A 25,800-nucleotide genomic window follows, 5' to 3' on the forward strand; every position below is an offset into this window, starting at 1 on the left:
CCAACACTTGGGTTATGACCTTGAGGAACAGTTCACCCGTATTACGGGCAGGACTTTTCCGCAGGATAGCTCATGGGTTCCCCCGGGGAATCCACCGGCGTTGAGGCACAGCGTGAGCCGGTCCAAGCATTTGGGCCCCAGGTTCCGCACGCAAATCTAGTAATAAACGTCGAGAGAAGTGAGTTCCCCAGTGGTGTACGCGATTGTCCGCGCAGGCGGCCGCCAAGAGAAGGTTTCCGTTGGAGACTTCGTTACCCTGAACCGCGTCCCCGGTGGAGCCGGCAGCACCTTTGAGTTGCCCGCACTGCTTCTGGTGGACGGTGACAAGGTCACGTCTGCAGCCAAGGACCTGGCCAAGGTAACGGTTACGGCTGAGATCCTCGAAGACCTCCGTGGTCCGAAGATCGTCATCCAGAAGTTCAAGAACAAGACCGGTTACAAGAAGCGCCAGGGTCACCGTCAGGAACTGACCAAGGTCAAGATCACCGGTATCAAGTAACTAACGTTACTGTTCAGGTTTTCAGCAGATTCCCCAGAATTTTAAAGGCAGGCATTTCAAATGGCACATAAAAAAGGCGCGAGCTCCACTCGCAACGGTCGTGACTCCAACGCCCAGTACCTCGGCGTCAAGCGCTTCGGCGGCCAGGTAGTTTCCGCAGGCGAGATCATTGTCCGCCAGCGTGGCACCCACTTCCACCCGGGCGCCGGCGTTGGCCGCGGCGGCGACGACACCCTGTTCGCACTGACCCCCGGTGCTGTCGAGTTCGGCACCCGCCGTGGTCGTCGCGTTGTGAACATCGTGGCTGCTGCAGCTGCAGAGTAACAACAAGTTCTAAATCGGTGGGGCGGACCAGTAGGTCCGCTCCACCGGTGTTTTAACCGCATTACAATCATCTTGGGCCCCTTGCGGGCCCGAGGAACAGCACTGAGGAGATCCACGTGGCGAGCTTTGTAGACCGGGTAGTACTGCACGTATCCGGCGGTACCGGCGGCCATGGCTGTGTCTCCGTCCACCGCGAGAAGTTCAAGCCCCTCGGCGGTCCCGACGGCGGCAACGGCGGCAACGGCGGCGATGTCATCCTGCGCGTGGATCCCCAGACCACCACCCTGCTCGACTACCACCACGCCCCGCACCGGCACGCCACCAACGGCGGCCCCGGCATGGGTGACTGGCGCGGCGGCAAGAACGGCGAGACCCTGGTCCTGCCCGTACCCGAGGGCACGGTCGTCAAGAGCAAGGACGGCACCGTCCTGGCCGACATGGTGGGCGAAGGCACCGAGTACGTCGCCGCTGCCGGCGGCATCGGCGGCCTCGGCAACGCCTCGCTGTCCTCGCAGAAGCGCCGGGCCCCCGGCTTCGCGCTGCTGGGCATCGAGGGCGAATCCAGCGACATCGTCCTGGAGCTGAAGTCCATCGCGGACATCGCCCTGGTCGGCTTCCCGTCCGCCGGCAAGTCCAGCCTGATCGCCGCGATGTCCGCCGCGCGGCCCAAGATTGCCGACTACCCGTTCACCACCCTGATCCCCAACCTCGGCGTCGTCCAAGCCGGCGACGTGCGCTTCACCATCGCCGACGTCCCGGGCCTGATCGAAGGCGCCAGCGAAGGCAAGGGCCTGGGCCATCACTTCCTGCGCCACGTCGAACGCTGCGCCGCGCTCGTGCACGTGCTGGACTGCGGCACGCTGGAATCGGACCGTGACCCGCTCTCGGACCTCGCCGTGATCGAAGCCGAGCTCGAAAAGTACGCCGTGGACATGAGCTACGCCGGCACCGACGGTGAAGTCGTGCCGCTGAACCACCGCCCCCGCCTGATCGCCCTGAACAAGGTCGACCTGCCGGACGGCAAGGACATGGCCGAGTTCGTCCGCCCGGAACTCGAAAAGCGCGGCTACAAGGTCTTCGAAATCTCCGCCACGAGCCACGAGGGACTCCGCCAGCTGGGCTTCGCCATGGCCGAGATCGTCAAGGCCGCCCGCGACGCCGTGGCCGCCACGCCGCCGAAGGTCCAGGCCCCCGTGCTGCGCCCGCGCGCCGTCAACGAGAGCGGCTTCACGATCCGCCGCGAGGAAAAGAACCTGGAGCCGCTGTTCCGCGTGCTCGGCGAGAAGCCCGTGCGCTGGGTCAAGCAGACCGACTTCACCAACGAGGAAGCCATCGGCTACCTCGCTGACCGCCTCGCTAAGCTCGGCGTCGAGAACGAACTGTTCAAGCAGGGCGCCAAGCCCGGCGATATGGTGGTCATCGGCGAGGACGACGGCGTCGTCTTCGACTGGGAGCCGACCATGATGGCCGGCGCCGAACTGCTGGCCTCCCCGCGCGGTACCGACGTGCGCTTCGCGGACATCGGCGACCGCCCCACCCGTGGCCAGAAGCGCGACGAGCAGCAGGAACGCCGCGACGCGAAGGCCGCCGCCCGGGCCGAGCTGGAGGCCGAGCGCAAGGCCGGCATCTGGACCGAATCGGTCAGTGCCCGCCGCGCCCCGCAGCCGCTCAAGGAGAGTGGACTCGGCGAAGCCGATGACGAGTAACGCCGTCGTCGTGCCCGGAGCGGCGGCGGTCCCCAGCCGCACCCTGCTCTCCCGCGCCCGCCGAATCGTGGTCAAGGTCGGGTCTTCCTCGCTGACGTCCATCAAGGGCGGCATCGCCGAGGAAGCCCTGAGCGACCTAGCCGACGCCCTCGCGCACAAGCGCAACGCGGGCACCGAGATCATCCTGGTCTCCTCCGGGGCGATCGCCGCCGGGCTGGCACCGCTGGGGCTCGAAAAGCGCCCACGCGACCTCGCCACCCAGCAGGCCGCCGCGAGCGTGGGCCAGGGCCTGTTGATGGCCCGCTACACCCACGCTTTCGGCGCACACGGCGTCACGGTGAGCCAGGTGCTGCTGACCGCGGACGATTTCATGCGCCGCAGCCAGCACACCAACGCCTTCCGCGCCCTGGACCGGCTGCTGAACCTTGGCGTCGTCCCCGTGGTCAACGAAAACGACACTGTCGCGACCCACGAGATCCGCTTCGGCGACAACGACCGGCTCGCGGCCCTCGTGGCGCACCTGGTCCGTGCCGACGCCCTCGTGCTCCTCTCCGACGTCGATTCGCTCTACGACGGGCCGCCCTCGCACGGCGCCAAGCGGATTGCCCACGTCTCCGGCCCGCACGACCTCGAAGGCATCTCGATCGGCAGCACCGGCAAGGCCGGAGTCGGCACCGGCGGAATGGTCACCAAGGTCGAGGCCGCATCCATCGCCGCCGGCTCCGGGATCAGCGCCCTCGTGACCTCCACCGCGAACGCCGCCGCCGCGCTGGCGGGGGAGGACGTGGGAACCTGGTTCTCCGTCAACGGCGCCCGCAAGCCAATCCGGCTGCTCTGGCTTGCCCACTTGGCGTCCGTGCAAGGCACTTTGGTACTCGACGACGGCGCCGTCCGCGCCGTGCGCGACCGCCACACCTCGCTGCTGCCCGCCGGGATTACGGCCGTGCACGGGGACTTCGAAGCCGGCGACGCCGTGGAGATGGTCGGCACCGACGGGACCGTGATCGCCCGCGGCCTGGTGAACTACGGGGCCGCCGAGCTGCCCCAGATGCTCGGCCGCTCCACCCGTGAACTCGGCAAGACGCTGGGCCGCGGCTATGACCGTGAAGTTGTTCATGTTGACGACCTGGTGCTGGTCTGAGCTGCCGCCTCGCCTAAACTTGGAGCATGACTGAGGCCCTGACTTCGCACCCCGACCTGCCGGTTCACGACGCGCACTCCGGGGGCCTGCCGCCGGCCGCAACGGACGTCGAAGCCGCCGTGCACGCCGTCGCAGACCGCTCCCGGACCGCCTCCCGCCGGATGGCCCGCGCCAACCGGGCCTGGAAGGACCGGGGGCTGCGCGCCATCGGCGCCGCACTGCTGGAGCACAAGGACCGGATCCTGGCCGCCAACGCCACGGACGTCGCCGCCGGCCGGGCCAATGGCACCTCCGCGGCGCTGCTGGACCGCCTCACGCTCAACGAAACCCGGGTGCAGGGCCTGGCCGCCGCACTGGAAAACCTCGCCAACCTGCCCGACCCGGTAGGCAACGTGGTGCGCGGCCAAACCCTCCCGAACGGGTTGCGCCTGCGCCAGGTCAACGTGCCGATGGGCGTGGTTGCCGCGATCTACGAGGCGCGTCCCAACGTCACCGTGGACATTGCCGGACTGGCCCTCAAGAGCGGCAACGCCGTAATCCTGCGGGGCGGAAGTGCCGCCGCCGCCACCAACGAGGCCCTTGTCGGCATCCTCCGCGAGGCGCTGGAGTCCGTGGGCCTGCCGGCGGACGCCGTCCAGAGCGTTGACCAGTACGGCCGCGACGGCGCAAACGTCCTGATGCGTGCCCGCGGCCGTGTCGACGTGCTCATTCCCCGCGGCGGACGCGAGCTGATCCAGACCGTGGTGACGAACTCCTCGGTGCCGGTCATCGAAACCGGCGAAGGCAACGTGCACATCTTCCTCGACGCCTCCGCGGACGAGGAGATGGCCGTCGAGATCCTGCTCAACGCCAAGACCCAGCGGCCCAGCGTGTGCAACACCGTGGAGACGCTGCTGGTCCATTCCGCTTCCACCGTGCTGCCCGCCGTCGCCGCCGCCCTGCGCGCCGCCGGCGTGACTCTGCACACAGACGACCGGATCCGCGCCGCGCTCCCGGCCGCGGTGGAGTCCGTGCCGGCCACCGAGGTGGATTGGGCTACCGAATACATGGACCTGGACCTGGCGGTGGCCATGGTGGACAGCCTCGACGAGGCCGTGGAACACATCCGCACCTGGTCCACCGGGCATACCGAGGCGATCCTCACCAACGACCTCGCCAATGCCGAGCGCTTCATCGCGGAAGTGGACTCGGCTGCGGTAATCGTGAACGCCTCAACGCGGTTCACCGATGGCGGGGAGCTGGGCCTCGGCGCCGAAGTGGGCATTTCGACGCAAAAGCTGCATGCCCGCGGTCCGATGGGGCTGACCGAGCTCACCACCACGAAGTGGATCGTGCAGGGCGAAGGCCAGGTCCGGGCCTAGCAACGCGGTAACATGGAACAGAAGCCAGGAACGGCGGGGACCTCCGTCGTCGCAAAACCGCAATTAATTTGTGAAGTCACTAGGGGAGAACATGCTGTTGCAGCAGATCACCACGTCCATCGCCGCAGCCGTTGAACATGAGGAGCTCGCGCCGCTCATTGCGCCGCCGTTCGTCATTGGCGGCTCCATGTTCGTGATCCTGCTGGTCCTGATGTTCATCACGCTGTCCTACGGCAACCTCGGCAAGCGCCACGAAGCCGTCGAGGAGCACGCGGATCCGCACCGCCAGCACCCGAACAAGCACGACCACGGCCAGGGCCACTAATATTTCCGCCAAAGTGAAGCAGCATGGCGCGAAGCGCCGCCTGCGGCTGGGTGTGATGGGCGGCACGTTTGATCCGATCCATCATGGTCACCTCGTCGCGGCCAGTGAGGTCGCGGCGAAGTTCGGCCTCGACGAGGTGGTGTTCGTTCCCACCGGCCAGCCCTGGCAGAAGAGCAGCAAGAAGGTCAGCGAGGCCGAGCACCGGTACCTGATGACGGTCATCGCCACGGCTTCGAACCCCCGGTTCACGGTGAGCCGGGTCGACGTCGACCGCCCGGGTCCCACCTACACCATCGACACCCTGCGCGACCTGCGCACGCTGCGGCCGGACGCCGATCTGTTCTTCATCACCGGCGCGGACGCGCTGGCGCAGATCCTGTCCTGGAAAGACATTGACGAACTGTGGTCCTTGGCGCACTTCGTCGGTGTGACCCGGCCCGGGCACGTGCTGGACGGCATGGGCCGCGATGATGTCAGCCTGCTCGAGGTCCCGGCCATGGCGATCTCCTCCACGGACTGCCGGGCACGCGTCGCCGCGGGAAACCCTGTCTGGTACCTCGTGCCGGACGGCGTGGTCCAGTACATCGCCAAGTACGACCTGTACGACGGCCAGCCCGATCCCGGGCCGGATTTCCGGGAATCCCGGGCTGACCTCGAAATAAACCAAACCGCCAGCACCGAATGAGCCTTCAATGAGTCAGGAACAGCCTCCCATCCGCAGCCGCCGCGAATTGCGCCAGGCCAGGGATGAACGCCAGGAAGTGAACCCCGGCGCCGGTACCGCGGGTGCTGGCGCGGATCAGGCTGCCCGGAATCAGGACGGCGGGGGTTCCGGCTCCCGGCAGGCCGGCGCGGATCCCTCCTTCTCCGGACGTCCCGAGGAACCGACCGAGGCCGAGACCACCGGCCGCCGCCGCGTCCCAGGCCCGGTGGATTCCGTCCGGACTACTTCCGCCGCCGAACGGTCCTCCCAGATCCGCGCCCGCGACCGTGCCGCGCTGCGGACCATCAAGGAACTTGCGGAAAAAGAGGGGCAGCTGTCGCCCGGCGGTGCGCCCACGCGCCGCCAGCTCCGGCTCCAGCAGCTTGCCGAGGAGACCGCACCTGCCACCTCGGCCAATCCGATCGTGCCGATGCCCAGCCCGCGAACCCGCTCGCACCCGGCAGTGGGAGCGGCTGCCAAGCCGCCGGCCGGCGCGGAAACGTCCGCTGACGCGGTCTCGACGCCGGCGGAGGCTGCCGCCGCCCCGAACCAGGGCGACGGCGAGCCCGGTCCCGGCCGCGGCGGAAAGCTGCCGGAGGGAATGAGCGTCGAGCAGGCCCTCGCCGCGCGCGAACTGCTCGCCGAGCAGGCCCGCAACCAGATGGCGAAGATGGAGCACATTGCCGCCACCGATCCGGACGCCGTCGATCCGGAGATTCTGGCCGAGCAGATTGCCCTCGCCGAGCGGGCGGCGGTGCTCAACCGTCGCGCGGCCGCGAAGCAAAAGCTGGCCGAGCAGAACAACCGGCCCGCCCAGCCGCGCAGCGAACAGCCTAAGAACGATCCCTCGACCGCCAGCAACCTCGCCATGGTGACGCCGCTGGAATTTGTCGAGGTCCCCGGCGTGGAGCGGCCAGTAATGAAGCGCCCTGCCACGTCGTATGTCCCGCTGGTCACCAACTCCAGCCCGAAGGTCCAGCCTCCACGCACCTCGCGCCGTCCCGGCCAGGCCCGCAAGCGGGATGCCGCTCCGGTCAACGGCCGCTCCGGTGTCCTGGCACGCGCGGAGGCGGCCGCGCAGGCCGCACAGGTCCGCCGCCCGGCTGCGGCAGCCGCCCCCGAAAATCCCAGTGCCCCGGCGGTGGAGGAAGATTTTGCGGCACGTCCGCCGGTCGCTGCCAACGCCGCCTACGGCCTCGATCCGCTCGACGCGGCCACGGCCGGATTGGGCCGGGCGCGGCGTCTGCGAGCCCTTCAGCTCGGCGTTCTGGCCCTCGGCGTGCTGGCGCTGATTGCCGGCATCATCCTGATCGTCACCGGACTGGCGCACTAGCCGCTCCGCCGCGGCGGCGCCAGGCTGCTTCGGTAGCCTTCCGGTCCCAGCAGCGGTTCCAGCACACAGCTTTTCATTCCAACAGCTTTCGACATTCAATGCTTTTACATTCAACAAGGAGTCCCGTGACTGCAACCGATTCATCCATCGCCACAGCTCGCCACGCAGCCCGTGCTGCCGCGGAAAAATTGGCCGAGGACATTGTGGCCCTCGACGTCAGCGAGCGGCTTGCCCTCGCCGACGTCTTCCTGATCGCCTCGGCACCGTCGGAGCGACAGGTCAACGCGATCGTCGACGGCATCGAGGATGAACTGTCCAAGTTCGACCTCAAGCCCGTGCGCCGCGAAGGACGCTCCGGCGGACGCTGGGTGCTGCTGGACTACGCCGACGTCGTCATCCACGTCCAGCACGAGGAAGACCGCGTGTTCTACGCCCTGGAGCGCCTCTGGAAGGACTGCCCCGTCGTGGACCTCCAGCTCGGTGACGACGCCTCGGCGAAGGCCACTGCCGCCACCGAATCCGAGTAGGCGGCGCGGCAGCCAGCAGCGCAAAACCCTGAATATGCCCGATTTGGAATTTTCAGAAGTGCTGATCTAAGATATTTGAGTTGCTTCGGAGAGAACGAAGTCGGAGCAGCGAAAATTCGGGGCTGTGGCGCAGCTGGTAGCGCACCTGCATGGCATGCAGGGGGTCAGGGGTTCGAGTCCCCTCAGCTCCACCGGATAATCCGCCGGAATCGAAAGATTCCGGCGGATTTTTTTGCGCCCGCTCCGCCCGGAGGCGTGCGGACAGCGGTCCGGCCCGACACGCCGCACGCCGATTAGCGTCGGCGGCAAATGTAGATTAAGCTAATCAGGTTGCTTGATCGAACCGGCTCTTTGAAGGTCCCGGTCAGCGGCAGTTTCGGGGCTGTGGCGCAGCTGGTAGCGCACCTGCATGGCATGCAGGGGGTCAGGGGTTCGAGTCCCCTCAGCTCCACCGAACGAGGTCCCGCTCTCTGAGCGGGGCCTCGCTTAGTTAACGCTCAATTAGGATGGGGACCGTGGACGACTCCCTGCCGCCGTGCCCCGAATGCTCCAGTACATACAGCTACGAGCTGGGTGTCCTGCTGGTCTGCCCCGAATGCGGCCATGAGTGGTCCGCTACTGCCGATGCGGCGGAGGCCGAAGCCGGTGCCCGGGCCGCGCGAGTCATCAAGGACGCGGTGGGCAACGTGCTGGCCGATGGTGACACCGTAACGGTCATCAAGGACCTGAAAATCAAGGGCAGCTCCACTGTCATCAAGGTCGGGACCAAAGTACGCGGAATCCGCCTCATGGACGGCGTTGGAGACCATGACATCGACTGCAAGGTCGACGGCGTCGGACCCATGCAACTCAAGTCCAGCGTCGTCAAGAAGAGCTAAGCGGGGGACCCGCCATTCCTGAACCGCGTCCGGGCCAACCGGAAGCGCCCGTAATCTCCGCCGACGTCGTGGTCATCGGTGCTGGCCAAGCGGGGCTGTCCGCCGCCTACCATCTGCAGCGCCGCGGCTTCGTCCCGGCCGGCGTCTCCGGCAACGCCGGTGCGGACAGCGCCGCCGACCCGCTGAGCTACGTGGTGCTCGACGCCGAGGACGGCCCCGGCGGCGCCTGGCGGCACCGTTGGAAAAGCCTGCTGATGGACACCGTCAACGGCATCAGCGACCTCCCCGGCATCGCGCAGCCGCAGGTGGACCCGCAGGAGCCCAGTTCGAGTTTCCTGAGCCGCTATTTCGGCGGCTACGAATCCCGGCTGGGCCTGGCCATCGAGCGGCCCGTGAAGGTCCACGCCGTCACCCGCGAGGACAGCAACCCGGCCGGACGCCTGCGCATTAAGACCTCCCGCGGGGCCTGGTCCGCCCGGGCCCTGATCAACGCCACCGGCACCTGGACGCGCCCGTTCTGGCCCATCTATCCGGGCCAGGCCAGTTTCCGCGGCAGGCAGCTGCACGTCGCGGACTACGTGTCCGCGGAGGAATTCCGCGGCCAGCACGTGATCGTGGTGGGCGGCGGCATTTCCGCCGTCGGACTGCTCGACGAGATCTCCAAGGTCACCGGCACCACCTGGTTCACCCGGCGGGAGCCGGTCTGGCGCGACGCCGCCTTCGACCGGCAGGCAGGCCACGACGCCGTCGCCCTGGTCGAGGAGAGGGTCCGGCAGGGGCTGCCGCCGCAGAGCGTCGTCGCTGCGACCGGACTGATCTGGACACCGGCCCTGCGCGCCGCCGCGGACCGCGGCGTGCTCAAGCGACACCCAATGTTCACCGGCATTGAACCCGGGGGAGTGCGGATGGCGGACGGCAGCTTCCGGTCCGCCGACGTCATCCTCTGGGCAACGGGCTTCCGCGCCGAGCTGGAACATCTCGCGCCCCTGCACCTGCGCGGACCCGGCGGCGGCATCGCGATGGACGGCACCCGGGTCGCCGCGGAGCCCCGGGTGCACCTCGTCGGCTACGGGCCGTCGTCCTCCACCATCGGGGCCAACCGCGCCGGCCGGGCCGCCGTGGCAGGGATCGTTAAACTGCTGGCCGGTTCGGGATAACGTAAAGCGGTGCCCGTTACCAACAATCTTGAATCCCTCTTCCCCCGGCTCCGGAGGTTCCCCGACGTCGAGGCCGCCAACCTGCAGGCCTGGGACGCCACCGACCGTTTGTTGCTGGACACCGCCGCCGAACTGCGGGCCGCCGGCCAGGTGGCATCCGGCGGCAGGATCGCCGTCGTGGGGGACCGCTACGGTGCACTGACCCTCGGTGTGCTCGCGCTGGGGTGGCACGACGCCGGCCCGGTCCGGGTGCACGAAGACCTGATCACGGGCGAACGCGCGCTGCGGCATAACGCCGCCGCCACGGGGCTCACCGAGGGGTTCGAGCAGCTCCCGCTGGCCGACGCCGTGGAGGGCGCCGCCCTGGTCCTGCTCCAGCTGCCGCGGTCCCTGGCCGAGCTGGAGGAGATCGCCGACGCCGTCGCGCGGTACGCCGCACCCGGGGTGGTGCTGCTCGCCGGCGGCCGGGTCAAGCACATGAGCCTGGGCATGAACGCTGTGCTGGAGCGCTACTTCGGGGAGGTGCAGCCGCAGCTGGCGCGGCAAAAATCACGGATCCTGCTGGCCCGGGCCGCGAAAGCAATGGACGGGCCACCGCCGTTCCCCGTCTCTGAGCGGAACACCGGGCTGGAGCTCACGGTCTGCGCCCGCGGCGCCGTGTTCGCCGGCACCGGGCTGGACATCGGAACCCGCTTCCTGCTGGATTTCCTGCCGGAGATCCCCGGCGTCCGGCACGCCGTCGACCTCGGCTGCGGCACCGGCATCCTGGCCGCACTGTACGCCCGCAGCCATCCGGAGGCCCGGGTCACCGCCACCGACCGGTCCGCGGCGGCCGTCGATTCCGCCCGGGCGACGGCCCGCGCCAACGGCCTGGACCGCCGGATCGAGGTCCTGCAGGACGACGCCATGAGCACCCTGCCGGACGGATGCGCCGAGCTGGTCCTACTCAACCCGCCCTTCCATCTCGGCGCCGCGGTGCACGCCGGAGCCGGGATCAAACTGATCGAAGCCGCGGCCCGGGTCCTGGCCCCCGGCGGTGAACTCTGGACGGTGTTCAACAGCCATCTTCACTACCAGCCCGCGCTGGAACGGCTGGTCGGCCGCACGCGGGAGGTGGGCCGCAATCCGAAATTTACCGTCACCGCGAGTGTCCGCAGGCCACGGCCGTAGGAGCCCGCGCCGGTAACGGTAGGCCGTTCGGGCGAAATCTGACCGACTGTGACGGCCGAAGGTGGGGGCGTGGGGCCGCGGGTAACGTACGATTCTGACATCAGCAGTGCTTGGCCGAAGACGTTTAGAGGTATCAGTGACTGAGATCCGAACACCCTCGCCGCGGCGCGGAACGAACCTCCCACGGATGGGGGATTTCAACCTCACGGTTATCCTGGATGCGATCCGGCGCGCCCCGGGCGGCCTTAGCCGGGTGGAACTCGCGCAGCTCGTCGGACTCTCGCCGCAGACCATCTCCAACATCTCCCGCCGGCTGCTGGACCAGAACCTGATCGTCGAGGCGGGCAAGGAGGGTACCGGTCCCGGAAAGCCGCGGACCATGCTCCGGCTTCATCCGGGCGGAATGTACGCCGTCGGCGTCCACCTCGATCCCGCCGTGCTGACGTTCGTGCTGCTGGACCTCGTCGGCGCCGTGGTGAAGCACTCCCGGATCAAGACACCCTCGGGCGCGGATCCGGGGTCCATCATCGACACCATTGCCGCCGAGATCAAGCAGCTGATCGAGGACTCCGGGGTGGACCGGGCCAAGGTCGCCGGGCTGGGCATCGCCTCGCCGGGGCCGATCGACCTCGAGGAAGGCGCCGTGGTGGACCCGCCGCTGCTGCCGGGCTGGGAACGCGTTCCGCTGCGCGACCGGCTCGCTGAAGCCACCGGGCTGTCCACGCTCCTGGACAAGGACGTCACCAGCGCCGCCGTGGCCGAAACCTGGGCCGGCGGCCCCAGTGGCGCCGGCAGCTTCGTCTTTATGTACATGGGCACCGGAATCGGCTGCGGGGTGGTCCTCAACGACGAGGTCATCCGCGGGACCTCCGGCAACGCCGGCGAAATCGGGCATATCATCGTCGACCCCGACGGCCCGCTGTGCGACTGCGGGCAGCACGGCTGCGTGAAGTCCTCCGCCATCCCCCAGGTCCTCGTGGCCCAGGCCGAGGCGGCCGGCGTGCTGGACGGCGCCCTCGCGGACCGGAGCGCTCCGGCGGTGCAGGAACGCTTCGCGGAACTCTGCGCACTGGCCTACGGCGGGAACGAGGAGGCCCAGGGCATCCTGCGGAGGTCCGCCGTGCTGGTGGGACGGGCCATCTCGGCCGTCACCAACGCCCTGGACGTGGACCGCGTCGTCTTCGGCGGCCCGTTCTGGACCTGCCTCGCGCCGGCCTACCTGGAGCTGATCCCGGGACTCGTCGGGGACAACAGCGCCACCCGGAAGATCCACGGGATCGAGGTCGTCGGCACCGGCGTGGGTGAGGATGTGGGCGCCGTCGGCGCCGCCTGCCTGGTCCTGGAGCACACCCTGGCTCCGCGCTCCCAGCGCCTCCTGCTGGAGGGGTAGCCGGGAGCCGTCCGGGTGCCTTGCCGTCAGCCGTGAGCCGGAGCCGTCAGTCGATGTCCTCGATGACGGTCCCGAACGGGATGGTGTCATCAAGATGCGCCTGGTGGTCGTGCGGGTGCACCACCACCCGGACCCCGTGCAACTTGTCAGCCGCCGACTGCATCAGGATCGGGCGGACGGTGTTGATGACGCTCTCGCTCTTGCCGGCGAGATACTCCTGGTAACTGGCTGGAAGCTGGATCATGCCCTCAGGATAGACCTGCGCCGCGGACATGGGGAGGGCCGATAGGGCCCCGGTTCCGGGACAACGTCAGCCAACATAATCGGCCTGATAGGCGAAGAATCTTCCGTGGAAGGCTTCGCGAGGGCGTAAAGTCGCGTCTTAATTCGGCGGAAAACTTGAATGCCCTTCCCAGGCACCTTAGAGTCGTAGACAAGTTACCGCGGTAACGTGTCAGCGATCCTCCGCTGCGGGCCGGCTCTTGGAAGAATTCCATGCGAATTATTCACGGGCGGCCTAGGAGGGTGTGGGTGCCCCCATGTGGGCCTGACATTTGCTCACGGACAACTTCGTATCAGGCGTAACAGTCGCGGCTGCGTCCTGCTGAAGTTTCCTCCGTGTTCCCCAAACTCAACTCATTGGCGGCAGCGCCGGCCGGACTCCGGCCCAGCTGGCACCAATGGCCCACAGCCAAGGACGCAAATGTCTCCACCAAGCCTTATTGACGCACATCCAAATCTCGCCGGTGCGGCCCCCGTCGCCCTGTCCTACGAACTCTTCCCGCCACGTTCGCCAGCGGCTGCTGAGTCGCTCTGGGCCACCATCGGGGAACTGGAAGCCACCAGCCCCGACTACGTGTCCGTCACCTACGGCGCGAGCGGCTCGAACCGGAACACCGCCGTCGAACTCATCAACCGCCTGGTGCAGGAAACCACGCTGCGCCCGCTGGCGCACCTGACCTGCGTAGGCAACACCCCCCAGGAGCTGGCCGAAATCATCGGCGAACTGCTCGACGTCGGCGTGCGCGGCATTCTCGCCCTGCGCGGCGACCAGCCCAGGGACGGCGGCGCGCCGGCCGATGGCTCGCTGCGCTACGCCCAGGACCTGATCGAGCTCATCCGCCGCGTCGAGCAGCGACGCTCGGCTCTGCTCTGCGCCGGCAAGGTGGCGGTCGGCGTCGCGGCCTACCCCACGCGGCACCCCGAATCCCCGAGTGAGGCGCACGACGTCGAGGTGCTGCTGGCCAAGCAGCGCTCCGGCGCGGACTTCGCCATCACCCAGGTCTTCTTCCACACCGAGCAGTACGCCAAGCTGCTGTCCCGGGCACGCCGGGCCGGCGTCACCATCCCGATCGTCCCCGGGGTCATGCCGCTGACCAGCATCCGGCGGCTCACCCGGCTGGGCGAACTGACCGGCGTCGAACCGGCGCCGGAGCTGATTGAGCGGCTGGCCGCCGCCGATACCGACGCCGAACGCAACCGGATCGGGGTAAGCGCCACCGTGGACCTGGCCAACGCGGCCCTGGACGCCGGGGCCCCGGGCCTGCACCTGTACACGTTCAACGAGCACGCCAGTGCCCTCGAGGTGCTGGACAAGCTCGCGCTTCCCCGCCCTCGAAGCGGCAACCGGCACAGTAGCCACCAGCGCCCGGCTGGCCGCCGCCAGCTCGCCAGCTGACGGCGCCGGTAGACACAACTTTCCTCTGCACCGCACCACCAACTCTTAGGACTTCCCATGACTGACCACAACACCGCTGTCCCCACCCCGTTCCCGGCCGCCTCGATCCTGGGCTACCCGCGCATCGGCCGCCGCCGCGAGCTCAAGAAGGCCGTCGAGGCCTACTGGGCCGGCAAGATCGACGCTGCCGCCCTGGACGCCGCCGCCAAGGAGATCCAGCTGGGCACCGCCAAGCGCCTCCAGGGCCTCGGCCTGACCGAAGCCGCCGCCGTCCCCGGCACTTTCTCCTACTATGACCAGGTGCTCGATGCCGCCGCCCACCTCGGCGCCGTTCCGGCCCGCTTCGGAAACCTCCTCGACGCCGAGGGCCAGCTGGACATCGACGGCTACTTCACCCTGGCCCGCGGCACCAAGGACCAGCAGCCGCTGGAAATGACCAAGTGGTTCGACACCAATTACCACTACCTCGTCCCGGAAATCGGCCCCGAGACCAGCTTCGCGCTGACGTCCAACCGGATCGTCGAAGAATTCGAATACGTCCTGGCCAACGGGGTGGAGACCCGCCCGTACATCGTCGGCCCGGTCACCTTCCTGCTGCTGAGCAAGGCCTCCGACGACGCTCCGGCCGGGTTCAACCCGCTGTCCCGCCTCGAGGACGTCCTCCCCGTCTACACCGCACTGCTGGAAAAGCTCGCCGCGGCCGGCGCCAGCTGGGTCCAGCTCGACGAGCCCGCCCTCGTGGTGGACCAGGACACCCCCGCCGACGAGATCCAGGCCGCCGTCGCCCGCTCCTACGAGGTGCTCGCCGCCGCCGCGGACCGTCCGCAGCTGTTCGTCTCCACCCCCTACGGTGCGCTCAACGGCCAGCTCGGCACCCTCGCGGCGACCGCCATCGATGCCCTGCACCTGGACGTCTTCAAGGGCGACGTCCCGTCCGCCGCCGCCCTCGCCGCGCTGGGCGACAAGACCCTCGTGGCCGGCGTCGTGGACGGCCACAATATCTGGCGCAATGACCTGTCGGCCTCGGCCGCGAAGATCGCCGAGCTGCAGAAGTCGGTGGCGAAGCTCGCCATCAGCACCTCCACGTCCACCCAGCACGTCCCGCACGACGTCGACGAGGAAGTCCAGCTCTCCGCGCAGCTGCGCAGCTGGCTGGCCTTCGCCGACCAGAAGGCCACCGAGGTCATCACCCTCGCCGGGCTGCTGAGCGATGCCGACGCCGTCCGCCCGGCCATCGAGGAGGCCACCCGCATCATCGCCTCCCGCGCGGAGGCCGAGGGTGTCCGCCGTGCCGAGGTCCGTGCCCGCACCGCTGCCCTGACCGACGCGGACTTCAGCCGCTCCGCCTACGCGATCCGCGAAGCCGCGCAGACCGAGGCGCTGCACCTGCCGCCGCTGCCCACCACCACCATCGGCTCCTTCCCGCAGACCTCCGAGATCCGCACCGCCCGGGCCCGCGCCAACAAGGGCGAGCTCAGCACCGAACAGTACGAGCAGCTCATGAAGGATGAGATCAAGCGCGTCGTGGAGCTGCAGGAGGGGCTCGGCTTCGACGTCCTGGTCCACGGCGAACCCGAGCGCAACGACATGGTGCAGTACTTCGCGGAGAACCTCGAAGGCTTCGACGTCACCGTGCACGGCTGGGTTCAGTCCTACGGCTCGCGCTGCACCCGCCCGTCCATCCTCTGGGGCGACGTCACCCGCAGCGCCCCGATCACGGTGGAATGGGCCCGCTACGCGCAGTCGCTGACCAGCAAGCCGATGAAGGGCATGCTCACCGGGCCGGTCACCATCCTCGCCTGGTCCTTCGTCCGCGACGACCAGCCCCTCGGCGAGACCGCCAACCAGGTGGCCCTCGCGCTCCGCGACGAGATCGCGGACCTGGAAGCGGCCGGTATCAAGGTCATCCAGGTCGACGAGCCGGCCCTGCGCGAGCTCCTGCCGCTGCGCAAGGCGGACCAGGCCGCTTACCTGGACTGGTCCGTGAAGTCCTTCCGCCTCGCCACCGCCGGCGCCGCGGACGCCACCCAGGTCCACACGCACCTGTGCTACTCCGAGTTCGGCGCCATCATCGAAGCGATCGACGGCCTGGACGCCGACGTGACCTCGATCGAGGCCGCCCGCTCCCGCATGGAGGTTGTGCACGACCTCGAATCGCACGGCTTCGGCCGCGGCGTGGGCCCGGGCGTCTACGACATCCACTCGCCGCGCGTCCCGGGCGAGCAGGAAGTCACCGAACTGCTCAGCACCGCGGTCAAGCACGTCCCGTCCCGCCAGCTCTGGGTCAACCCGGACTGCGGCCTGAAGACCCGCGGCTACGCCGAGACCGAGGAGTCGCTGCGCAACCTGGTCACGGCCACCAGGACGGTCCGCGCGGAAGTGCTCGAAGCGGCCAAGTAGCACGCAGCTGGCCCGGCGGTCGCTGAACGGTCGGCGGCTTAACCGACGACGGCGGCCGGTCACCTTCCTAGGTGGCCGGCCGCCGTCGTACGTTTGTCCCATCGGCTGCTGAGCAGGGGCCCCTGTCAGCGCTCAGAAGGGCCGCTGCGGAACAATAGATTCAGGATTCCCAGAGGATCTCGTCGTCAACCACGCCGTCCTCGTCCGCGGAGGCCACCAGTACCTCGTCGGAGAAGTGCGCGCCCAAGGTGAAGTCGAGGACGAAGTAGCGCTCCGGCTGGCCCGGGTAGATGCCGACATGGCCGAGCTTCAGGGCCTTGAGGAAGACCTGGTTGGTCAGCTCTGACTTGTCCGTGACGCCGAAGACCTGCTGCAGGTGCTCGGGCTTGATGGCGTTGCAGTGGAAGCGGAGGTATTCCTGCGGGCTGGTGCCTTCCTGCTCCAACTCCTCGGCAATCATTTCGCGGACCTGGTCCACAAGCTCGGGCAGGAAGCGCAGCCGGTAGTCAACCTTGTGCATGGCCGCCTCGTCGAAATGGTCATGCGCGTTGACATTCAGGTCAAGCTCCAGGGGCTGGCCGGCAAGTTCGTGCTTCGCAGCGAAATTATGGTCACGCCCGTGGTTGAGCTCGATCTCTCCAAAGTGCTGGCTCGCTACCTTGCTCATGTCTTCAACATAGTCCTGAATACTGGTCCGTTCCAGCATTGGCCGGCATTTATCCGATACCGCCCCTGAACTCCGGCAGGGGAACGGTACATTGATCGGATGCAAACAGTTGCCGCCACCGTCGCCCGCGCCCGAGATTTTTTTGACAGCGGAACCACCCGCCCGCTGGCGTGGCGGCTGGAGCAGCTCGGCAACCTGCGGCGGATGCTCATCGAGCGGCGCCGGGAGTTTGCCGCCGCACTGGCCCGCGACCTGGGCAAACACGAAACCGAGGCGCAGCTAACGGAAATCGGGTTTGTCACGGCGGAAGCCGCGCACCTGGAGAAGCACCTCGAAGCCTGGCTGCGGCGGCGGCCGGTGTCCGTCCCGCTGGCGGTCCAGCCGGCGAAGGCCTGGACCGAACTCACCCCGCTGGGCGTGGTCCTGGTGATCGGCCCATGGAACTATCCGCTGCAGCTGCTGCTCGCCCCGCTGGCCGGCGCCCTGGCCGCGGGCAACGCCGTGGTGCTCAAGCCCAGTGAGCACGCCCCCGCCACCTCCGCCGCCCTGGCCCGCTGGATTCCGGAATACCTGCCCGGCGCGGCCCAGGTGGTCGAGGGCGGCATCCCCGAGACCACGGCGCTGCTGGCGGAGCGCTTCGACCACATCTTCTTCACCGGGGGCGAGGCCGCGGCCAAGGTGGTGCTCCGCGCCGCAGCCGAGCACCTGACGCCGGTGACCCTGGAACTGGGCGGCAAGTCCCCGGTGTATGTGGATGCCTCCACGGACCTGGCCGGCGCCGCCAAACGGATCGCCTGGGGCAGGTTCATGAATGCCGGGCAGACGTGTGTCGCTCCCGACTACATTCTGGCCACGGAGGACGTCCTGGTGCCGCTGGAACGCGAGCTGGTCAAGGCCATCAAGGCGCTGTTCGGCACGGATTCCGCGCGGAGCGAGTCCTACGGCCGGATCGTCAACGACCGGCACTTTGCCCGGCTCGCCGCGCTCGCGGACAGCAGCACGGTGGTCCACGGCGGTGAGCGCGACGCCGGCAGCCGGCACTTCGCTCCGACGCTGCTGCGCCCGGCGCCCGGGGATGCCGTGATGGGGGAGGAGATCTTCGGCCCGCTGTTGCCGCTGGTGCCGATCAGCGGCCGGGACGAGGCGATTCGGACGATCAACGCCGGAGCCAAGCCGCTGGCCCTGTATGTGTTCAGCAACGACGCCGACACGCGCCGGGCGTTCGCCGAACAGACCTCCTCGGGGGCGCTGTGCTTCGACGTGCCGGCCGCGCACCTGACCGTTCCCGGGCTGCCCTTCGGCGGGGTGGGCGGCAGCGGCATGGGCGCCTACCACGGCGAACACTCGCTGCGGACGTTCTCGCACGAGCGCTCCACGCTCTCCAAACCGCTCTGGCCGGACACCCTGGCGCTGATCTATCCGCCGTACACAAGGGCGAAGCACCGGATCATCAGCACGCTCGTGGCGCCGGCCGGGAAGACCGGAAAGTCCCGGAAGTCCCGGAAGCCGGCGGAGAAGCCGGGCCGGTCCTAGCGCTCAGTCCCGGCGCGTGGTTCCGAGTTTGTGGAGCGTGTCGGCCAGCAGTTCCACGAACAGCTGGACCTGGGCCGTCTGCTTCTCCTTGGGCAGCAGCGCGAAGACGTTGCGGGCCAGCCGGATCTCGGGGACATCCAGCACCACCACCCCGGCCGGCCGGTGCAGCAAGGCCAGCTCGGGGACCAAGGCCGCGCCCAGGCCGGCAGCGGCCATTTCCAGGCTGGCGTGGAAATCGTCGCTGTAGGCCACTACGCGCGGGTGCAGGTTGCAGCTGGCGAAGAGCCGTTCGATCACCGTGGCGTCGGAGGTGCCGGGGTGGTGCATGATCCAGGGCATGTCGGACAGGTGGTCGGCCGCCACCTTGGATTCGGGGCCGATGCCCCAGGCCGCGGGCAGCACCACCCGGAAGTCGTCGTCGCCGATCCACTGCCGGTTCACCGTATGCGGCCAGGCGAGGCCGGACTGGCCCACCTGGTAGACCAGCGCGACGTCGAGCTCGCCGCCGGTGCGCAGCCCCTGGATGGTCTGGCCCGGCTCGGCCACGGAGACCCGCAGTTCGATGCCCAGCTTCTTCCACGCCGGATTCTGCAGGATCCGGGGGAGGACGTACGTGGCCAGGCTGGGGAAGATGCCGAGCCGGAGTTCCTGGCTGGCACTGTCGTGGGTCCGGGCCGCCGCCGCCATCAGCGCGTCGATGTCGGTGAGGACCTTGGCCGCATGCCGGGTCATCACGACAGCGGCCTCCGTCGGGTTGATGCTGCGGGCCGAGCGCTGAAACAGGGCCACCCCGGTGTCCCGCTCCAGGGCTGACATCTGCTGCGACACCGCCGAGGCGGTGTAGCCCAGCCGCGTGGCGGCCGCCGCGAACGAGCCCAGCCGGACCACTTCCACGAGCGTTCGGAGGTGCACGGGGTTGATCAAGGGCGGCCCTTCGGTGGTTACGGTGAGGCGGGAGCGAAATCCCGCTTCATTCTGGCACATTGGTGTGCAGGCAGCCGCTGGGAAATCGGACTCATCCGGCCGCCCCGCGGTTACGAATTGCCCATAAGACGGTCCACCAGGACGATTCAGGCGAAGCAACAGGAGCAGACCAGTGCAGCAAGCATCAAGCATCCCGGACGGACGGCGCGTCGCCGTGATCGGAAGCGGGGTTGCCGGACTGACCGCCGCCTACGTCCTGAACCGGCGCGACCACGTGACGGTGTTCGAAGCGGATGCACGGCTTGGGGGCCACGCCCACACGCACGACGTCGGCCAGGCCGACGGCTCCGTCCTGGGGATCGACACCGGCTTCATCGTCCACAACAACCGGACCTACCCCACCCTGCTGCGGCTGTTCAAGGAACTGGGCGTGCAGACCCAGGAATCGGAAATGAGCATGTCCATCCGCTGCGACGGCTGCGGACTGGAATACGCGGGCGCCCGGGGCGGCGCGCGGGGCATCATCCCGAGGCCCTCCACCCTGCTGCGCGGCAGCTACCTGCTGATGCTGCTGGAGGTCACCCGCTTCTACCGCCGGGCCCGGGCCCTGCTGGCCGAGGCCGACGCCGCCACCGGCACCGGCACGGCTGCGCCCGAGCTGACCCTCGGCGAGTTCCTGGACCGGGAGAAGTTCAGCAGCTACTTCGTCGTCCACTTCATGACCCCCGTGGTCAGCGCAGTGTGGTCCTGCGACCCCACCACCGCCCTGGCCTACCCGGCCCGCTACCTCTTCACCTTCCTCGGCCACCACGGGCTGCTCGGCGTGAAGGGCTCCCCGCAATGGCGCACGGTCACCGGCGGCTCGCGCAGCTACGTGGATAAAGTCGCCGCKACACTGCCGGACATCCGCCTCTCCAGCCCGGTCACACGGGTCCGCCGCCACGCCGGCGGGGTGGAAGTCACCACCGGGGAGAGCACCGAGCAGTTCGACGCCGTCGTGATCGCCACCCATCCGGCGCAGGCGCTGCGGATGCTCGAGGACGCCACTGCCGCCGAGCGCGAAGCCCTGGCCGGCATGCCCTACTCGGTCAACCACACGGTCTTCCACCGCGACGACGCCGTGCTGCCCGCCAGCGACAATGCCAAGGCGTCCTGGAACTACCGGCTGCCCTCGTGCGACGCCCGCCCCGACCGGGTCCTGGTCAGCTACGACATGACCCGCCTGCAGCGTCTGGAACCGGCGGACGGTAAGCGTTACATCGTCAGCCTGGGCGAGTCGGAGCTGATTGGAGACGGCACCGTCCTGGAGCGGATGGTCTACGAACACCCGCAGTACACGCCGGATTCACTGCGCGCCCAGCAGCAGATCCTGGGCCTTGGCGACGGCAGCCTGGCGTTCGCCGGCGCCTACCACGGCTGGGGCTTCCATGAGGACGGCGCCCTCTCCGGCGTCCGCGCCGCAGGGAAGCTGGGACGCGAGTGGGAACCCGCCGGTGTTGCCGAAGTGAAGGCGGCTTCCTTGCAGGCGGCTGCCCAGGAGGGTGCATGAGCAGTCAGGCAGCCATTTACCGCACGTCGATCGCGCACGTGCGCCGCACCCCGCTGCACAATGCCTTCACTTACCGCAGCTACAGCTGGTATGTCGACGTCGATTCCCTCCCCAGCCTGCCGCGCTGGCTCGCCCCGCTGGCCGGCTTCTGCGTGGCGGACCACCTCGGTGACCCGGACGGAACGCTGCGCGGCAACGTGGAACGTTATCTCGCCACCCAGAACATTGAGCTCGACGGCGGGCGCATCACCATGCTAGCCAGCGCGCGCGTCTTCGGCCACGTCTTCAACCCGCTCAGCCTGTTCTGGTGCCACGACGCCGCGGGGGAGCTGCGCTGCGTCGTCGCCGAGGTCCACAACACGTACGGGGAACGACACTGCTACCTGCTGGAGACCGACGACGCCGGACGGGCCACCGTACCCAAGGCGTTCTACGTCTCGCCGTTCAACGACGTCGACGGCCAGTACCGGATGAAGCTGCCGGAACCCGCCGAGCGGCTCGCCGTCTCGATTGTCCTGGAGCGGGACGGGCAGAAGCCGTTCGTCGCGACGGTGGACGGCAGCCGCCGCGACGCCACCGTGCCGAACATCCTGGCCGCGGCGCTCGCCGTCCCGCTGGCGCCGCTGCGGGTGGCCGCGCAGATCCGCTGGCAGGGAATCAAGCTTTGGGCACGTCGGTTGCCCATCATCAAAAGACCACACCACCCCTCACAGGAGGCAGTCCAGTGACCATGACCGAAGCGACCGGGTCCCAGCCTGCGCAGACGAACACCACGCAGGCGAACACGGCACAGACGAACACATCCGCGAACCCGTCGGTGCCCTACACGGTTCCGCAGCCGCCGGCGGCTATCGACGCCACGATCTGGCCCAGCATCGCGGCCGTGCCCTCCAGCCTCAAGGCCCGGCTGGCGGGGAAGGCCGCCGATGCGATCTTCCGTGCCGCGGTGCGCCGCCTCCCGCTGGAGGTGCGCTACCCCGACGGCTCCGTCCTCGGGAGGGCGGCATCCGGCCAGGCCGGGCCGGGCCAGTCCTTCCCGGTGATGACGATGAACCGTCCGGAGGCATTCGCTGCCCGGCTCGGCGACGGCGGGCTGATCGGCCTTGGTGAGTCCTACATGGCCGGGGACTGGGACGCGGACGACCTGACCGCCGTGATGGAGGTCTTCGCGGCCCGGGCCGGAACACTCGTACCTGAGCCGTTGCAGAAGCTCCGCGGCCTGTACCTGCCCCGGACGCCGCGCACCGAGCGGAACACGGAGCAGAACACCCGCTCCAACATCTCCCGGCACTACGACCTGTCCAACGAGCTCTTTGCCACGTTCCTGGACAGCACCATGACCTACTCCAGCGCCCTCTTCCCGGAGAGCGGCGACGCGTTGCGGAATGTTGCCTGGGACGGCCTGGCCGCCGCGCAGCAGGCGAAGATCGACCGGCTGCTGGACAAGGCCGGTGTCACGGAGGGAACCCGCGTGCTGGAAATCGGCACCGGCTGGGGTGAACTTGCCCTCCGGGCCGCGGCCCGCGGGGCGACGGTCTACTCCGTGACCCTCTCCAGCGAGCAGCAGGAACTGGCGCGACAGCGCGTGGCCGAAGCAGGCTACGCCGACGCCGTCACGATCGAGCTCAAGGATTACCGCGCCGTGGAAGGCGAGTACGACGCCGTCGTCTCCGTGGAGATGATCGAGGCGGTCGGCTACGAGTACTGGGCCACCTACTTCCAGACGATCGAGCGCGTCCTGGCCCCCGGCGGCAAGGTCGCCATCCAGGCCATCACTATCGGCCACGACCGGTTGATCGCCACCCGGACCAGCTACACCTGGGTGCACAAGTACATCTTCCCGGGCGGCGTCATCCCCTCGGTCCGGGCGATCGAGGAGATCACCGAGAAGCAGACCGGGCTCCGGGTCCGCGAACGCCTCGCCATGGGCGAACACTACGCCCAGACCCTGCGGCTCTGGGAGGAACGCTTCATGGCCCGCGCGGAGGAGGTCCGCGCCCTCGGGTTCGACGAAATCTTCCAGCGGATGTGGCTGTTCTACCTGTGCTACTCCCGCGCCGGCTTTGAGACCGGTTACCTGGACGTGCAGCAGATCGTGCTGGACAAGGTTTCCAGCAAGACTGCCGCCGGTAAGGCAGCGGCCAAGGTTTCCAGCGAGCGGACCGCAGGATGACGGCGGCGCTTGCAACCATGATCGCTGACGTCCTTCGCCCGGTGGTCGGCGGTGAACTCCCCGTCCGGCTCGTCGTGTGGGACGGCAGCGAGGCTGGTCCGGCCGGGGCTCCGGTGGTGCGGCTCAACTCCCCGGATGCCATCCGCCGGCTGCTCTGGGCGCCGGGGGAGCTGGGTGCCGCGCAGGCTTACGTCACCGGAGAACTCGACGTCGACGGCGACCTGAACTCGGCGCTTGAGCACCTCTGGAAGGTGGTCCGGGACCGCGGTCTGTCCGGCGTCCGGCCCACCCCGTCCATTCTGGCCGGCGTCGGCCGGATCGCTAAGGCTGCCGGCGCCTTGGGCGCGCCGCCCGAACCGCCGGCCAGCCAGGCCCGGGTGAAGGGCCGGCTGCACAGCCTGATCCGTGACCGCGCCGCCATCAGCCACCACTACGACCTCAGCAACGACTTTTACGCGCTGATCCTGGACCCGCAGATGGCGTATTCCAGCGGCTACTGGATGGATTCCCGCGGGAACGCCGCCCCAGGGTATGGGCTCGAGGACGCCCAGCGGGACAAGCTGGATCTGGTCTGCCGCAAGATCGGGCTGAAGCCGGGGATGCGGCTGCTCGATATCGGCTGCGGCTGGGGATCGCTGAGCCTGCATGCGGCGCAGCACTACGGCGTCGACGTCGTCGGTGTCACCCTGTCGGTCGAGCAGAAGGCGTTCATCGACGCGCGGATCAAGGAGCGAGGGCTGGAGGGCCGGGCAGACATCCGGGTGCAGGACTACCGCGAGATCCCGGACGGCCCGTTCGACGCCGTGGCATCGCTCGAGATGGGCGAGCACGTGGGGCAGCGTAACTACCCCATCTACGCCGCCGCGCTGTTCAACAACGTGGTCCCCGGCGGCCGCGTCCTGGTGCAGCAGATGTCCCGTCGCGGCAAGCACCCCGGGGGAGGGCCGTTCATCGAGTCGTTCATCGCCCCGGACATGCATATGCGCCCGGTCGGGGAGACGCTGGGGTTCCTGGAGGGCGCCGGTCTTGAGGTCGAGGCCGTCGAGGCGATGCGCCGCGACTACGTCCGCACCCTTGAGGCCTGGTACGCGCGGTTCGAGCAGAACCACGACGCCGCCGTCGCGATGATGGGTGAGGAGATCGCCCGGGTATGGCGGCTGTACCTGGTGGGCGCACTGCGCAGCTTCGCGGAGGGCCGGATGGGCGTGGAACAGATCCTCTGCAGCCGGCCGGACTAACAGTTCCGGAAGCTCCACCCTAGAAGGACTTGGCCAGCAGCTTCGCGAACATCCCGGGCGCCTGCTGCACGCCGCTGCAGTTGCTGGAAGCGCTGCTGCCTTCTTCGGGCCGGCTGGCGGAAGTGCAGGCGATGTCCCGGTTCAGCGACCACATGGACATCCGCGCGATGCCGCGTTCCGCGGCGAAGCTGTTCAGGCCTTCGGCGTCCGCGAGGGTGAAGACCTGGCCTTTCACATCGTTCACCCCGATCATCGGGGTGAGCCCGATCCGCTGCCACAACGCCGCATCGTCGAGCGGCTTGCCGGCTTGCTTGTACAGTGCACCCAGAGTCTGGTGGGTAGCCTCGGCAGCGCTTTTTGCCGCGGCGAGCATCGTCTGGCCAGGCGCGAGCGGTTCAAAGTCCATCACCATGATGTTGACGCCGGCGAGTTCGACTCCGGCATCCAGCATGGCTGTCACGGACTTTTCGCCGTCTGTCGTCAGGCCCTGCATCGACACGGGAAGGGTCAGCCAGACCTTCAACGGGTTGACGGCAGGACTGTCGGCCTGAAGCTTCGCGGCGGCCGCGGCACGTCGTGTTGCCGCGGCCTGATCGCTCAAGCCCGCGCCTTCTATGTCGAAGTCCAGGGTGTCGAGTCCGTACTTGGTGATGACCGCCGCGTAGGCCTTCACCAGCGCGCCGAGGTCGGTGCAGGTTTCGGCGAGCTCCTTGCCGAGCTGTCCTCCGAAAGAGACAGCTATGTCATTGCCGGCCTTGCGGAATGATTTGATCTGGTCGTCCACGCTCAGCTTGGCGCCGGCCTGGTCAAGCGTGTGTACGCCGTCCCAGGAGGGTTGGCAGGTATTTTTCGGATGTGCGCCAACAAAGGACAGAACCGTGGTGGCGGCTCCGTGAAGTGCCGTGTCCTGTAGGCGCAGGCTCGGGAGGAGCGTGACGTCGAGGTAGCCGCCGAACCACTGAGGGGCCGGCGCGGACTGGCTCCTGCGCGGCTCCTGTCCGTAGTTGGTCGGCGGTGCCGGAGAACAAGCGGCAACCGCCAACACTACGGCGGAGGTGGCGAGGACCCCGCTCCGGCTGCGGGAGCGGGGCCTATTCCGTCGTTGCATGAATGCTTCCTCCGTC

24 protein-coding genes and 2 tRNA genes are annotated in these 25,800 nt (G+C 68.4%); 22 read left to right on the forward strand and 4 right to left on the reverse strand.

Going from position 1 to position 25,800, the window contains the following annotated elements; all coding sequences use genetic code 11:
* Nucleotides 1-190 precede the first annotated feature (190 nt).
* The 15 genes from rplU to AC1DBD_RS04885 all read left to right on the forward strand — a co-directional run bounded on the left by rplU (nucleotide 191) and on the right by AC1DBD_RS04885 (nucleotide 12,514).
* Nucleotides 191-499: a 50S ribosomal protein L21 gene (gene rplU / locus AC1DBD_RS04815; protein WP_175321083.1), complete on the forward strand. Its 309-nt coding sequence runs from the start codon at nucleotides 191-193 to the stop codon at nucleotides 497-499.
* Between the two features lie 60 nt (nucleotides 500-559).
* A complete protein-coding gene (gene rpmA / locus AC1DBD_RS04820; protein WP_009372867.1) occupies nucleotides 560-823 on the forward strand; it encodes a 50S ribosomal protein L27 in 264 nt (87 codons plus the stop codon).
* A gap of 116 nt (nucleotides 824-939) precedes the next feature.
* A complete protein-coding gene (gene obgE / locus AC1DBD_RS04825; protein WP_441417575.1) occupies nucleotides 940-2,529 on the forward strand; it encodes a GTPase ObgE in 1,590 nt (529 codons plus the stop codon).
* Nucleotides 2,519-3,670: a glutamate 5-kinase gene (gene proB, locus AC1DBD_RS04830; RefSeq protein ID WP_476981529.1), complete on the forward strand. Its 1,152-nt coding sequence runs from the start codon at nucleotides 2,519-2,521 to the stop codon at nucleotides 3,668-3,670. Before obgE ends, proB begins: the two co-directional genes overlap by 11 nt.
* A gap of 26 nt (nucleotides 3,671-3,696) precedes the next feature.
* Nucleotides 3,697-5,031 carry a glutamate-5-semialdehyde dehydrogenase gene (locus tag AC1DBD_RS04835; RefSeq protein ID WP_476908715.1) on the forward strand — a complete coding sequence of 445 codons (1,335 nt, stop codon included), beginning with the start codon at nucleotides 3,697-3,699 and terminating at the stop codon, nucleotides 5,029-5,031.
* A gap of 91 nt (nucleotides 5,032-5,122) precedes the next feature.
* Nucleotides 5,123-5,356 (forward strand): hypothetical protein, encoded by a 234-nt coding sequence (locus AC1DBD_RS04840; protein ID WP_175320924.1) that lies wholly within the window; start codon nucleotides 5,123-5,125, stop codon nucleotides 5,354-5,356.
* 13 nt (nucleotides 5,357-5,369) lie between these two features.
* Entirely contained in the window at nucleotides 5,370-6,041 is a 672-nt protein-coding gene (gene nadD, locus AC1DBD_RS04845) for a nicotinate-nucleotide adenylyltransferase (protein ID WP_476981530.1), read from the forward strand.
* 7 nt (nucleotides 6,042-6,048) lie between these two features.
* Nucleotides 6,049-7,392 carry a hypothetical protein gene (locus tag AC1DBD_RS04850; protein WP_476981531.1) on the forward strand — a complete coding sequence of 448 codons (1,344 nt, stop codon included), beginning with the start codon at nucleotides 6,049-6,051 and terminating at the stop codon, nucleotides 7,390-7,392.
* A 125-nt stretch (nucleotides 7,393-7,517) separates the two neighbouring features.
* Nucleotides 7,518-7,919, forward strand: a complete 402-nt coding sequence (gene rsfS / locus AC1DBD_RS04855) for a ribosome silencing factor (protein ID WP_441417580.1) — start codon at nucleotides 7,518-7,520, stop codon at nucleotides 7,917-7,919.
* Between the two features lie 118 nt (nucleotides 7,920-8,037).
* Nucleotides 8,038-8,110 (forward strand) — tRNA-Ala (locus AC1DBD_RS04860).
* 187 nt (nucleotides 8,111-8,297) lie between these two features.
* Nucleotides 8,298-8,370 (forward strand) — tRNA-Ala (locus AC1DBD_RS04865).
* A gap of 64 nt (nucleotides 8,371-8,434) precedes the next feature.
* Nucleotides 8,435-8,797 (forward strand): zinc ribbon domain-containing protein YjdM, encoded by a 363-nt coding sequence (locus tag AC1DBD_RS04870; RefSeq protein WP_476892386.1) that lies wholly within the window; start codon nucleotides 8,435-8,437, stop codon nucleotides 8,795-8,797.
* 68 nt (nucleotides 8,798-8,865) lie between these two features.
* On the forward strand, nucleotides 8,866-9,954 hold the full coding sequence (locus tag AC1DBD_RS04875; RefSeq protein ID WP_476892387.1) for an NAD(P)-binding domain-containing protein: 1,089 nt from the start codon (nucleotides 8,866-8,868) through the stop codon (nucleotides 9,952-9,954).
* A 9-nt stretch (nucleotides 9,955-9,963) separates the two neighbouring features.
* Entirely contained in the window at nucleotides 9,964-11,124 is a 1,161-nt protein-coding gene (locus AC1DBD_RS04880) for a class I SAM-dependent methyltransferase (protein ID WP_441417583.1), read from the forward strand.
* 187 nt (nucleotides 11,125-11,311) lie between these two features.
* Nucleotides 11,312-12,514 carry an ROK family transcriptional regulator gene (locus AC1DBD_RS04885; protein ID WP_476892388.1) on the forward strand — a complete coding sequence of 401 codons (1,203 nt, stop codon included), beginning with the start codon at nucleotides 11,312-11,314 and terminating at the stop codon, nucleotides 12,512-12,514.
* A gap of 46 nt (nucleotides 12,515-12,560) precedes the next feature.
* On the opposite strand, the gene AC1DBD_RS04890 is transcribed toward AC1DBD_RS04885, so the two are convergent.
* Entirely contained in the window at nucleotides 12,561-12,758 is a 198-nt protein-coding gene (locus AC1DBD_RS04890) for a hypothetical protein (RefSeq protein ID WP_249777074.1), read from the reverse strand.
* A 459-nt stretch (nucleotides 12,759-13,217) separates the two neighbouring features.
* Between AC1DBD_RS04890 and AC1DBD_RS04895 the strand changes: the two genes are divergently transcribed.
* Entirely contained in the window at nucleotides 13,218-14,192 is a 975-nt protein-coding gene (locus tag AC1DBD_RS04895) for a methylenetetrahydrofolate reductase (protein ID WP_476981532.1), read from the forward strand.
* A gap of 57 nt (nucleotides 14,193-14,249) precedes the next feature.
* Complete coding sequence (gene metE, locus AC1DBD_RS04900; RefSeq protein WP_476981533.1) at nucleotides 14,250-16,592, forward strand: 5-methyltetrahydropteroyltriglutamate--homocysteine S-methyltransferase; 2,343 nt, start codon at nucleotides 14,250-14,252, stop codon at nucleotides 16,590-16,592.
* 160 nt (nucleotides 16,593-16,752) lie between these two features.
* Here the strand turns inward: metE and AC1DBD_RS04905 are convergent, their stop codons facing one another.
* Nucleotides 16,753-17,259: a DUF2004 domain-containing protein gene (locus AC1DBD_RS04905; protein ID WP_476925614.1), complete on the reverse strand. Its 507-nt coding sequence runs from the start codon at nucleotides 17,257-17,259 to the stop codon at nucleotides 16,753-16,755.
* Nucleotides 17,260-17,358: 99 nt separating this feature from the next.
* On the opposite strand from AC1DBD_RS04905, the gene AC1DBD_RS04910 reads away from it, so the two are divergent.
* Nucleotides 17,359-18,792 (forward strand): aldehyde dehydrogenase family protein, encoded by a 1,434-nt coding sequence (locus tag AC1DBD_RS04910; protein ID WP_476981534.1) that lies wholly within the window; start codon nucleotides 17,359-17,361, stop codon nucleotides 18,790-18,792.
* 3 nt (nucleotides 18,793-18,795) lie between these two features.
* Here AC1DBD_RS04910 and AC1DBD_RS04915 read toward each other — a convergent pair whose 3' ends face one another.
* A complete protein-coding gene (locus AC1DBD_RS04915; protein WP_441417589.1) occupies nucleotides 18,796-19,716 on the reverse strand; it encodes a LysR family transcriptional regulator in 921 nt (306 codons plus the stop codon).
* Nucleotides 19,717-19,888: 172 nt separating this feature from the next.
* On the opposite strand from AC1DBD_RS04915, the gene AC1DBD_RS04920 reads away from it, so the two are divergent.
* From AC1DBD_RS04920 to AC1DBD_RS04935, 4 genes are read left to right on the forward strand one after another with little or no spacing between them, the layout of a single operon-like run.
* Nucleotides 19,889-21,265, forward strand: a complete 1,377-nt coding sequence (locus AC1DBD_RS04920; protein ID WP_476981535.1) for an NAD(P)/FAD-dependent oxidoreductase — start codon at nucleotides 19,889-19,891, stop codon at nucleotides 21,263-21,265.
* Nucleotides 21,262-21,993 carry a DUF1365 domain-containing protein gene (locus AC1DBD_RS04925; RefSeq protein WP_476981536.1) on the forward strand — a complete coding sequence of 244 codons (732 nt, stop codon included), beginning with the start codon at nucleotides 21,262-21,264 and terminating at the stop codon, nucleotides 21,991-21,993. Before AC1DBD_RS04920 ends, AC1DBD_RS04925 begins: the two co-directional genes overlap by 4 nt.
* Nucleotides 21,990-23,438 carry a class I SAM-dependent methyltransferase gene (locus tag AC1DBD_RS04930; protein WP_476908720.1) on the forward strand — a complete coding sequence of 483 codons (1,449 nt, stop codon included), beginning with the start codon at nucleotides 21,990-21,992 and terminating at the stop codon, nucleotides 23,436-23,438. The genes AC1DBD_RS04925 and AC1DBD_RS04930 overlap by 4 nt, the downstream gene beginning before the upstream one ends.
* A complete protein-coding gene (locus tag AC1DBD_RS04935; protein WP_476981537.1) occupies nucleotides 23,435-24,676 on the forward strand; it encodes a class I SAM-dependent methyltransferase in 1,242 nt (413 codons plus the stop codon). The genes AC1DBD_RS04930 and AC1DBD_RS04935 overlap by 4 nt, the downstream gene beginning before the upstream one ends.
* 19 nt (nucleotides 24,677-24,695) lie before the next feature.
* On the opposite strand, the gene AC1DBD_RS04940 is transcribed toward AC1DBD_RS04935, so the two are convergent.
* A complete protein-coding gene (locus AC1DBD_RS04940) occupies nucleotides 24,696-25,784 on the reverse strand; it encodes a chitinase (RefSeq protein WP_476981538.1) in 1,089 nt (362 codons plus the stop codon).
* Between the last annotated feature and the right edge of the window lie 16 nt (nucleotides 25,785-25,800).

This window comes from Arthrobacter sp. 10T419, from assembly GCF_056394105.1.